The 10,556-nt window shown below is 47.0% G+C and carries 9 protein-coding genes; 3 read left to right on the plus strand and 6 right to left on the minus strand.

Features of this window, described 5'->3' with window-relative positions; genetic code table 11:
- Window positions 1-537: 537 nt before the first annotated feature.
- Complete coding sequence (locus tag E5S67_RS29395; protein ID WP_172192643.1) at window positions 538-2,481, minus strand: serine/threonine-protein kinase; 1,944 nt, start codon at window positions 2,479-2,481, stop codon at window positions 538-540.
- Between the two features lie 500 nt (window positions 2,482-2,981).
- Here E5S67_RS29395 and E5S67_RS29405 point away from each other — a divergent pair, with 500 nt between their 5' ends.
- Window positions 2,982-3,464, plus strand: coding sequence for a 2Fe-2S iron-sulfur cluster-binding protein (locus E5S67_RS29405; protein WP_172192644.1), 483 nt, complete (start codon window positions 2,982-2,984; stop codon window positions 3,462-3,464).
- 38 nt (window positions 3,465-3,502) lie between these two features.
- The gene (locus tag E5S67_RS29410) at window positions 3,503-3,973 is read left to right on the plus strand and encodes a globin family protein (RefSeq protein ID WP_172192645.1); all 471 of its coding nucleotides are present in this window, start codon (window positions 3,503-3,505) and stop codon (window positions 3,971-3,973) included.
- A 17-nt stretch (window positions 3,974-3,990) separates the two neighbouring features.
- On the opposite strand, the gene E5S67_RS29415 is transcribed toward E5S67_RS29410, so the two are convergent.
- The 5 genes from E5S67_RS29415 to E5S67_RS29435 form a co-directional block, all read right to left on the minus strand.
- Window positions 3,991-5,157: a pentapeptide repeat-containing protein gene (locus E5S67_RS29415; RefSeq protein ID WP_172192646.1), complete on the minus strand. Its 1,167-nt coding sequence runs from the start codon at window positions 5,155-5,157 to the stop codon at window positions 3,991-3,993.
- 242 nt (window positions 5,158-5,399) lie between these two features.
- The gene (locus E5S67_RS29420) at window positions 5,400-6,062 is read right to left on the minus strand and encodes a V4R domain-containing protein (RefSeq protein WP_172192647.1); all 663 of its coding nucleotides are present in this window, start codon (window positions 6,060-6,062) and stop codon (window positions 5,400-5,402) included.
- Between the two features lie 42 nt (window positions 6,063-6,104).
- A complete protein-coding gene (locus tag E5S67_RS29425; protein ID WP_172192648.1) occupies window positions 6,105-6,575 on the minus strand; it encodes a globin family protein in 471 nt (156 codons plus the stop codon).
- A gap of 163 nt (window positions 6,576-6,738) precedes the next feature.
- Complete coding sequence (locus E5S67_RS29430; protein ID WP_172192649.1) at window positions 6,739-7,005, minus strand: hypothetical protein; 267 nt, start codon at window positions 7,003-7,005, stop codon at window positions 6,739-6,741.
- Between the two features lie 97 nt (window positions 7,006-7,102).
- On the minus strand, window positions 7,103-7,804 hold the full coding sequence (locus E5S67_RS29435) for a V4R domain-containing protein (RefSeq protein ID WP_172192651.1): 702 nt from the start codon (window positions 7,802-7,804) through the stop codon (window positions 7,103-7,105).
- A gap of 282 nt (window positions 7,805-8,086) precedes the next feature.
- On the opposite strand from E5S67_RS29435, the gene E5S67_RS29440 reads away from it, so the two are divergent.
- On the plus strand, window positions 8,087-9,919 hold the full coding sequence (locus E5S67_RS29440) for a caspase family protein (RefSeq protein ID WP_172192653.1): 1,833 nt from the start codon (window positions 8,087-8,089) through the stop codon (window positions 9,917-9,919).
- The last annotated feature ends 637 nt before the right edge of the window (window positions 9,920-10,556 follow it).

The raw sequence follows: 10,556 nt of genomic DNA on the forward strand, positions 1-10,556 counted from the left end.
TTAAAGTTTTTTTGAAGCCATACACCGTCAGGGTTTTGGCTCTTAACCACCGCTGGGCCATCCCCTGGCTGACTCCTCTTTATGGCTTGGGGCTGCTTCTTCACGCCCAAATACGGTTTTTGGCCGGGGTCTGTCATCAAGGGTATTTAAAATCGTTCAGAGCTCAAAGATCGTGAGACTTACTCAGAGCTCAGGCTTTTGTGAGAATGTGAGGCGGCAGGGCGCGGCTTACTATTACACAAGTTGGTAGTTGCTGAATCTGAGTCGTCGATAATTAGTCTCTGCCTTCGCTGGACTTGAATCAGGGAAGGTTGGACCTGAAATTGAGGCGATGAGTCCCCACGTGCAATTCCTTTTACACAAAGCGAGCACCACAGGGTACTTACACAAAGCGAGCACCACAGGGTACGGTTCTGTAACCCACCTTATTCCATAGCCTTTGGGGGAAGATGCCAAAGCCAATGCTTAGATCGATCGCCCGCAACGACACTCTCATTAATTAGGGCAACCCCGAAACATCTATCGTTACCCCTGTTATCAGCCTTGGACGATCGATAGCGAGTTAGTCTCCTCAACATCTACATCTACATCTAAAAAGTGCAAGTGACTCTCTTCCTCAGTATTGACAGCAATCACCAAACCTCTATTCCCCCAAGGAGCGATCGCCCGGGGTGAGGCGGGGCTGCTAAAATTCCCTACTTGAATCCCTTGACTGTTTAACACTTCTATCTGTCCCCCAACATCTGCCAATACCCATCCCCAATTAGCCACACAAGCAGACACGGGCAAACTTTCAAGGGGAATTCGCGCTACCTTGAGCGGCCACAATTTCATCAACAGCACCGCCGCTTTACCACCTTGGGGAATTCCCAGCAAAGTATAAGGCTCAGGTGTCAACAGGATCTGTCCGACGCTGGCAGACAACCGCACAGAACCCACCGGCGTGCCGCGGCGAGTGTAAACTCTAAAAATAGTTTGGGGATTTTTTGGTTCGTTGTCCGGCCAAACTGCTAAGACGTGTCGCCGATCCAAAAAAATTAATTCTGGTAAATAGTGTTCTGGTAACGGCACAGTAGCGATCGGCTTCAGGGCTTTTTCCCCATCACCTGCAGTGCTGTTTCCCGCTAAAGAATAAAAACGCAGTTCGCCAGGAACCGCTACTGTCAACCAGTTGCCGTGAGAGTCAACAGCAGCTTTTAAAGCATCTGGGCCTTGCCTAAAACCGATATCCAGCAGGCACTGAGGTTCCCAAGAGCGATTATTGAGCCAGTAAAGTTTTTGCGGAGTTAGAACGCAGCAGCCGTGGGAAACAGGTAAAATGCCGCGCACGATTTCCGGCATTAATGAAATAGAAATAGACATTTCTCCTGTAACTAGCTGTTTTCCCGGCTGAGACCAAACCTTCACCTCTGTACCTACAGCAGCATAGAGATACGTTTCAGTGGCAATTAAAGCGGTCAACGGTGCAGGAAGTATCAGTGGCTTTGGCTGCGAAAGCGAATAGCGCACAGTCCGAAGTAAATTAATAGCCGACTGTGATGCTTTTTCCTCTTCAACCTCCACTAAAGACTCAGTTTCCGACTTCAGACTTTTATCACCACTGGTTGTGGGATTTTCCCACGGAATAACGCAGTCGCCCAATTGTCTGACAGCGGGGTCGTACATGATCAGCCGCAGAGCTTGAGCCATTTGGGAAGCACTGGCAAAACGGCGGGCTGGCAGTTTTTCTAAAGATTTTTTGACTATTGCTTGCAAAGGTTCGGGGATGGCGTCGGGAAATTGCAAGCGTTGATTCAGGTGCGCCCACCTCAAGTCTCCGGGGGTTCCCCCGAAAGGGCGGTAGCCCATTAGCAATTCAAACAGCAGAATTCCTACTGCATATATATCTGACATGGGGGAAAAAAGACCGTAAAACCGCTCAGGGGCCATGTAAGCGGGGGAACCTACGGTAGCGTCGGGAGAAATTTCTTGGTGGAGGCGAGTGGTACCAATTTCTGGCAGCCGACGCGCGATGCCAAAGTCAGAAAGCCGGGGCGACCAACCTTTTGCTCCTAAAGTTAGGAGGATATTTTCGGGTTTGATGTCGCAGTGAACTACGCCTCGGCGGTGGGCGTAGTCTAAGCCTGCTAAAACTTCCATGACTAGCTGCAAACCTTCGAGCAGACGCAAGGGGCGGTCTTGTTTGAGCAGGTTGCGGAGGGTTCCTCCCTCGCAGTAGTCCATAACCAAGTACCTGCCTGTAGCTGTGTGTTCTAGAGCTCGGCAGGTAACAATGTTCGGGTGCTGCAAGGTGATCAGAAACCACAGCTCTCGCAAGAATTCGCTAGTTGGGGCTTTTTGATGACTAAGTTCTTTGAGAGCAACCAGTTGGCTGGTGAGGCGGGAGTCCTGGGCGGGAGCTTCTCGAACGCTGGCACAAAAGACTCGACCAAATTGTCCTTGTCCGACTAGCCCTAAAATGCGGTACTTAGAATGTTGCATCGGTCTAATTATAGAAAAAGCTTGAGCTAGTATTAAAATATGTAAATAATTCTGACAATAATTCAAATTTTTGAATTGCTCGCCAGGTACAGCCTATGTTATCTCAGGTTCATTCTCAGTCTCCTTGAGAGCGATCGCACAGTCGCACCTACTAAAATCCTTGAGTTTCGGAATCACTATCAATCTTGCCAGATTAGGGTGCCAGATATGGAACTACCTGTGGCTGCTATTTTAGTCGAGCGCGACTATTACAGTTTTTTCGAGACAGTCAAGGAACAATCTAAGGTTTTAGCTTTTCAAGGCTAAGCTTGGGAATCGGGGCGACGGAACAGCGATAACCAAAACAGAAGCACGGTTATGCAATCGGGGTTAGAAAGCCAGAAGCCTATGCTGTGGTCAAGCCATACTTAACGTTTTTGAGTGTTAGCCCAATTTTGATTGGCTATGAATATGTTGATCCTACTTGCTAAATACTGAACTTGACAGGAACAAAAATCAATATGGTTAAAATTATTAAACTAGATCCAATTGCGGAGGAAATGGCAGTTGAAACCCGGTCGAATATCCTGTCTGCCTTACTTTCCAAAGACTTAGACGTTCTCAAGGAATGCGGGGGGCGGGGAATGTGCGCTACCTGCCACGTTTACATTAAAGAAGGCATGGAAGGCTTATCTGACATGAACCGTCGCGAGAGGAGGACGTTGGAAGTCATTACTACAGCTAAAGCCAATTCGCGACTTGCTTGTCAGGCTCAAATTATGGGCGAGGGTGTGGTTGTACAGTTGCCTGCGGGGATGTACATTAATGCTATTGAAAATGTCGAAGCTCTGATCGGCCGTCGGGCCCAGCAAGATTTATTACACCCAATTACGGGTAAAGTAGTTGTAGAATCGGGAAAGTTAATTACTCGTTCGATCGTTACACAGCTTAATGAAACCCGCTTCCAAGTAGGACAGTATTTAGTTCGGACTAAAGAAGCTTAAAACTGATATGTTTGTATTTTAGTAGTAGAGCAAAATCTATGTTGAGCCAACTTGCGCGTTTGAGCACGGAAGCAGACGGACGCTACGCCAGTGCTGAAGAACTCCTATTTTTGAAAGACTACTTTCAGTCTTTGAATCACCGGATCAGTGCTTATAAAAAAATTCAAGCATCTGAAACAGAAATTATGCGGCAAGTGGAAGCACAAATGCAGTCTCTAGACCCTAATTTATTTCGCCGGGGGACTCAAGATGTGACCCAAAAGTGCCGTGGAGATATTTTGCAGGTGTTGAGGCATTCGGCTGCAGCAATGTTGATTAACGATACTGAACGGTTGCGCGATCGGCTCCTGCTTTGGTTGCAAACTATTTTAGGCGCTGTTCAAGTTCGCAATACTGCGACCGTGACCTACGACGTAATGAAAAAGGTACTCAAACAATATCTCACTGTGGAAGAAAGGAACTTATTTTTTCCGATTCTGGACAACAACCGCACTTTACTCGGCAAATAATCAAGGGGCTTGACAGGTTAATGGCGATAAACTGTGCCGTTAGGAAGAGTGGCTCCAATCAACTGCACTCCCCTCAAATCCGCCTCCGTGAGAATGGCTCCCCGGAGGTTGGCTCCTGTCAAGTCAGCTTTCTGCAAGTTGGCTTTACTCAGGTTAGCTTTGCTCAAGTCAATTTCTTGCAGGCAAGAATTAGAAAGGTCGGCATTGATCAGATAGGCTAGGCTCAAGTTGGCTTTGCTGAGGTTAGCCCCGCTCAAGTTAGCTTCCATCAGATAAGCACCGCTCAAGTTGGCTTCGTTCAACAATGCCTCTGCCATATTAATTCCAGTTAAAAGTTTGCGGCTTAAGTCTACACCGCTGAGGTCGGCGCCGCTGAGGTTGATACCGCTTAAATGGCAGCCATTCAAAGTAATATTTCTCAGGTAGGTTTTGCTCAGGTCTGCTTTGCACAAATTGGCTCTATCCAAGCAAGCTTCGCTGAGGTCTGATTCGCTCAAGCACGCGCCGTTTAAATAGGCTTGAGTGAAGTTAGTTCGCCTGAGGTTAGCTTGCAACAGCTTGGCTTTGCTGAGGTTAGCACGGGTTAAGTTGGCTCCGGCTAGGTTGGCTTTGAACAATTCAGCTCCGGTGAGCTGTGCTTCGGTCAAGTCTGCCTCTTTGAGACTCGCTAAACTTAAGCAGGCATCTTTGAAATTGACCCCGTTGAGATTGGCTTTAATCAGATAAGCTTTACTTAGATTTGCCTCGCTGAGAACGGCTTTTGTAAGGTTGGCGGCGCTCAGATCTGCACCTGCGAGATTGGCCTTGGGGAGAATTGCTCCCGTCAGATTTGCCCAATTCAGGTGACATCCGGCGAGGTTGGCGCCTGTGAGATTGGCTCCGCTGAGATTGGCTCCGCTGAGACTTGCTGCCATGAGGTTGGCGCCGGTGAGATTGGCTCCGCTGAGGTCAGCTTTGCTGAGGTTGGCTCGGCTCAGATGGGCTTTGGTGAGGTCTGCACCGCTGAGGTTAGCACCGATTAAGTAGGCTCGGTGCTGGTGTTGGTTGAGGTTTGCCATGATTAGAGTTGGGGCATCGCTGGAACGGTATAAATCGATCGGACTCAAGACAATGCCGCGCAGATTTGCCAGTCTAAAATCTCTTTCGCCGGCTGCATATCGATTTAAAAGTTCATTGGCGTCCATTAAGTTCTAGGAAAATGTTTTAGGTTGTGATTGCTTTTAAATTTTATGAGTTTCTAGGGTAAGTTATGAATTTTCTAGCTGCTAGTTATAATCAGGTTTTATTTAAATAAGTAAAACCGGATGTTTTAACTCAGTAGCTTTTTTATAATTTAACTCACAGTTTTGATGATACACCGGATAAAAAGGTTGCCTATCAAGGGAGTTTACAGCTATTAGCAACAAACTAATAGCTGTCAAATAAGTCAAAATTTTTGGCAAAGTTGACTGATAATAGCTTCGTGTTCTTGTCCTTCTTCGAGGAAAATATCTGCTGGTTGGAGGCGATCACGCAGCCCTAAAATAAAGCGATTGCAGTCCGAACCCAAGGATTCGCACGAGGTTTGCAGGCAGTGGAGTTCTCGACCTGTAAGCTGACTAAAGAACGAACTTAAAATACCTGCTTCTAGAAAACAGGCTGGCTGCTTAGACTTGGGGGCTGTTTTGGCAAAAAGAGAGTTAGCAGTTTTTACTATTAAAAATCCCTGTTCGGAATAGCTGGGGTCCAGTTCAAGTGTTCCCCATCCGTGAGTTTTCCAGCACTGTTGCAAGGACTGAAGAAATTGTACCATTTCCATTTCAGAAACTGGCTGACCGTAGTATTCGCTGACTTCTTCGCAAAAACGCACGTAGAAGTTTTTACCCCACCAGCGACCGCAATTGAAAAGCACGAGGCGGGAGGCTTGACCAGTTTCTTTTTCTAAGCCGATATAAATCGCTTGAATCAGTGTTTCTGGGAGCGCTATGAGCCGATCGCCCCGGCGGTTTTCGAGCAAGCCGAGTTCGAGGTCGCCTCGGACGTAGGCATCGCTGGCAAAGTAGTTTCCAGGGAGTCGGGGCTGTTTGAGCAAGTCGGCAATATTAATCATCGGGAATTGGGAATTGGGAATTGGGAATTGGGAATTGGCTTATTATTTATTACCTTGGTCAATCACAATTGACTGCGCTTGGTCTAAAAATGGCTGTAATATAGCCCTGGCTTGCTCGGAAAGCAGTTCTTTTAAACGAGTTTGCAGCAGATCGCAAACAGTTGCTTCGAGCTTTTGAGTTTGGTGGGCTTCGACTATGCCGGAAAGCCAATCTAGGAGGCGCTGTTCTAGAAAATTTCGATCGTTCAGCAGCATAGCCATAGCGCAATACCGCAATACTAACACCCAGTGTTTGAGCGATCGTTCTAAGGTTTCTTGTTTTTCGTCTGGGAATGTTTCTTGTAGCTTGTCGGCTATTGGTTGGAAGATGCTTGCTTCCTTATCTCGCAAAAATTCGTAAATTTTTAAGCGCTGGGCAAGAGTTGCAGCTTGACGCTTAAAAGCTATGAGTTCTTCGCCTTTTAAAAAGCGGTTTTCTGCCTGATCCAGCAGCGCCTCAATCTCAGGGTGCATGATTTTAATTAAGTGGTAATCGGTAATTGATATAAAGAAGGAAGTTCGGCAACGAGCAGTGTACGGGATTTAACGGATTTAACGGAGGGATTTTGAGAGAGGAGATATGAAAGATAAGAGATGAGGAATTGCCATATTTTTTGTTTTCCATTTCCCACACAGATTAAAACAGGTCGAATAGATCATCAATGGTGACTTCTGCTGGTTCAGAAATAGAAATTACTGGCAAGGGTGGCGGTAGAGGTAGGGCGCCTACTTCGGGAATTCCTTCCCAAGAAATAGCTTGAAAAAAGTCTGCTACTGGCTGGGTTAAATTCATAACTTGACCGGGGGCCGAGCCATTTGAGGTTTCTAAAGGTTTTCCCAACCAATTATAGTGACCAAAGAAGTCTTGGACAGACTTGTCCAACCATGAAGTTTGACTTTTCATCTTTCTTCCTGCCTCGAGATGCCCACCATCGCACTATCGATCGCGAAATTGGTGGGAGGAAAGGCAGGGCAGGGGATGTGCCTTTCCACGTTGTTGTTTACCGCAATATTTCACCGTGTTGCAGTCGAGTTTGAATATCGCGGGCGTTGGCACCTTCGTTGAGCCAGAATGCTGCTGCATCAATTTTATCAGGGTTGCCGAGCAGGAACTTGCAATATGTTTCTCCCATTGAGTAACATTGCAGTTCTATGCAGCTCAGAGGCTTTTTGACTAGAGATCCGAAGAAACCGGCGAACAAACCGGCATATAGGTGACAAACCGGTTTGCCTACGTCGCCCAAAGTGCGAGCAACTGCTGAGTCAAAGATATTGATGAAGATGCAGCCGTGTTTGCGATCGCTCATGTCAACTTCCCAGCGACCCCAACCTTGAGCAGTGAAAGGCCACCACCAAGTTTCTAGCAGAAACAGGAGATTTGACTGGCGGATGTTCTGGTTGAATTCGGCACTAAACCATTTTTGAAAAAATTCAGAATCTTGCAGCCCCCAATGGCAACCAATAGTATACATTATGACAGAGGAAGCCGGGCCTACTTCTTCTTCGAGTCCCTCCACCAAACCGATAATGAAGTCTTCGCTGGTAAAAATGTTGCGTGACTTATTCCAGTCGTTAATTGTACCTATTTGGTGATCGAAGGAAAAAAAATCCTGAAACCTATAGTGGCTGTGAGTTTTAGGATGCTTTTGCTTCAGTAGCGATTCGCTGGGGGCGGAGATTTCTTTTTGGGCGATAGAGATCATTGGCGGGTTATTCCTTTTTGGTGTAGTTTTCAGAAAATAAGAGTCAAATAGACTGGCCTGTGTATCCAATTTAACGTCATTTTTCTAAAGGCAGGCACAGGGTATAATTTTTTACTGCAATATAAATATTTTAAATTCTAGGATGCTAAATTTGGGCGCTTGTTGGAACTTTTGCCTTCGGACAACTGGTATCTGACTGCGGGCGAAAGTGGGTATAACCTTAAACGGCTATGTGTTATCGTTTTGTGCAAGCTGTCCACTATATATATAGGGCATATGGAGATGAAACATCACGCTTGTATTGCAATAGGCATCAATCAATATCAGTTACTCCAGCCTTTGAGTTATGCCCAAGAGGATGCAGAGGCACTGTACGGTTTTTTGACTGAGGAGGCGGGTTTTGCGCCGGATGGATGTCTGCTCATGACCGATAGCTCGCCGTCGTTGTGGGGTCAATCTACATATCCGAATCGGGAAAATATTCTGAGGTTGACTCAAAGCCTCTGCGCTGAACATCTGCAACATGGAGATTTACTCTGGTGTTTTTTTAGCGGCTACGGTGTTAGCTATGAAGGCAAGGATTATTTGATGCCGGTTGATGGCAATCCGGCTGACATTCCGGGTACCGGAATTCCGGTAGAGTTGCTGTTGAATACTCTCAAAAACGCTCCTACCGAAACAGTGTTGGTGCTGGTTGATATGAACCGCAGCCAGACTGTGAAAGCGGGGGACACGATCGGCTCTCAAACGGCCGAGCTGGCGCGGGAACTGGAAATTCCGACTGTGCTTTCTTGCCGCCCGAATCAAGTTTCGCGGGAAACTTCGGCTTTGCGTCAGGGATTTTTTACGACGGCGCTTTTGGAGGGGCTGCGCTCGGGACAGTGCATGACCCTTAAGGGTTTAGACCGTTTTTTGAGCGATCGGCTGCCGGAGCTGTGCGACCACCATTTGCGTCCTAAACAAGAACCTTTGATGGTGGTGAATCCTCCAGGAAAGGCTAATTTGGTGATTTTGCCGGATGCTTCTGGAGTGCCAACTGCTGTATTGGCAGGACGCAATGGCAATATGGCGGTTAATACGGCTGATGGGTTCGATCGCCCAGAAATGGCGACGGCTACGGCTCGAATGGATCTGCCTCCGGCAGTTCGCAACGCTCAAGATTCGTCGGTTGAGATGCCGCCTGTGTCGCAGCCGAATGCTGTGGGCGCTGCGGATCGGGGGGGCGATCGACCGAACTTGCAAAAGCCGGAGAATGAGGATAACGGCGGGTCGGATAAGTCTTTTTTGCAACAGCTAATTTTGTGGAGCTCTGCTACGGCTTTGGTGCTGCTGTTGGGTGTTTTTCTGACGAACAAATCAATTTTTATCGGTCAGCAGGAAGGAGATCCCCAATCGGCTGCTCAAAATGGCCAAAACTCTGGATCTCAAAAATCTGCTGGTGCTGGGGTGTCGCAGAACCAACCGCGGGCGGTGCAAGCAGGAACTGGAACCAAGCAGCCGCCCTCGAGCCAGGAGGTGTGGGCTGAGGCGAAAACTTTCCTCAAGGATGGTTCGGCTTCTAGTTTTAATAAGGCGGTGGCTAAGGCTCGAACGATTCCACCTAGCGATCCGCTCTACCCGCAGGCTCAGCAGGATACTGAGCGCTGGAGTTTAACGATTTTGGATATAGCTAACGGGCGGGCTGCTCGGGGCGATTTCCAGGGAGCGATCGGGGCGGCTAAATTGATGCCGGATGTCAATAAGCCTGTTTACAATCAGTCGAAAGAGGCGATCGCTCAGTGGGAAGAGCTATCCAAAGACCAGAACGTAAATGTTGCTTTGCTATCGGCTGCTAAGGGTCAAATTAAGCGAGGAGTTGCCTCTTCTTACAGTCAAGGCATCCAGCAAGCTAATAAAATTGAGCCCGGTCAGCCGAAGTATGAAGAAGCTCAGCAGTTGATTGGAGAGTGGAGCGAAAGTATTCTCAAAATTGCTCAGTTGCGCGGCTCTCAAGGAAAGCTGAAAGAGGCAGTTGAAGCTGCTTCGCTTGTGCCGTCGGGTACTAAGAGCTATCAGCAGGCTCAGAAGAATATCGCCAATTGGAAAACTAAGCTGCAAGGCCAGAAAAAAGGTTGATTTAGTTGATAATTTCCCGGTTTTCCACCGGGAAATTATCTTAGCTACAAAGCCCAGATAGGTCGCTCGCTCGATGCCTCTTGACACTGCAAGAGGACACATATCCATAATTTAAAACCAATAATTTTATTCACATTTTCCCCTCCGCAAATCCTGCGCTCTGGGATTTTATATGCTGTGATATCGATTGTTTTTATACCCACATTCTGCAGATGTGACTGCGATTCTTTTATCAGTTGTGAAATTTGGGAGCCAAAACGCTTTTGGGTTGAAGTTATGCGGTTTTAGCGTTACAGCAGCCTGTCAATTTTACCTAAATTAAATAAGCTGAAATCAGTGATTTTTTCTAATATATTCATGTGGCTATTTTATCGCTACAACTTATATTTTGAGCCAAGGCAACTCATGCCAAGAGTAAATTGTCTTGACTAATAAATGAGGATTATTCACAAATATCTACCCCTCGCTATCAATCATCATCCACTTGAAACTATTAAATAGTATTGACAGCAATACTGTCCTAAATGCTTTAATACATCTTGACGGTCTTGGGTTAAATTGCTGACTTGCTTCTCTCCTGATATCGTGACTAAATGCACCGCCTGAAACATCTGAAATATCCAGCGCATTGTCGGCT

Source organism: Microcoleus asticus IPMA8, assembly GCF_013179805.1.
Classification (GTDB): Bacteria; Cyanobacteriota; Cyanobacteriia; order Cyanobacteriales; family Microcoleaceae; genus Microcoleus; species Microcoleus asticus.

What these genes read in the sequence shown, in the direction of transcription:
- E5S67_RS29425 (WP_172192648.1), bottom strand. Translation starts at nt 6,575, where the DNA reads ATGCACCCTGAGATTGAGGCGCTGCTGGATCAGGCAGAAAACCGCTTT.
- E5S67_RS29430 (WP_172192649.1), bottom strand. Translation starts at nt 7,005, where the DNA reads ATGAAAAGTCAAACTTCATGGTTGGACAAGTCTGTCCAAGACTTCTTT.
- E5S67_RS29395 (WP_172192643.1), bottom strand. Translation starts at nt 2,481, where the DNA reads ATGCAACATTCTAAGTACCGCATTTTAGGGCTAGTCGGACAAGGACAA.
- E5S67_RS29420 (WP_172192647.1), bottom strand. Translation starts at nt 6,062, where the DNA reads ATGATTAATATTGCCGACTTGCTCAAACAGCCCCGACTCCCTGGAAAC.
- E5S67_RS29435 (WP_172192651.1), bottom strand. Translation starts at nt 7,804, where the DNA reads ATGATCTCTATCGCCCAAAAAGAAATCTCCGCCCCCAGCGAATCGCTA.
- E5S67_RS29415 (WP_172192646.1), bottom strand. Translation starts at nt 5,157, where the DNA reads ATGGACGCCAATGAACTTTTAAATCGATATGCAGCCGGCGAAAGAGAT.
- E5S67_RS29405 (WP_172192644.1), top strand. Translation starts at nt 2,982, where the DNA reads ATGGTTAAAATTATTAAACTAGATCCAATTGCGGAGGAAATGGCAGTT.
- E5S67_RS29410 (WP_172192645.1), top strand. Translation starts at nt 3,503, where the DNA reads ATGTTGAGCCAACTTGCGCGTTTGAGCACGGAAGCAGACGGACGCTAC.
- E5S67_RS29440 (WP_172192653.1), top strand. Translation starts at nt 8,087, where the DNA reads ATGAAACATCACGCTTGTATTGCAATAGGCATCAATCAATATCAGTTA.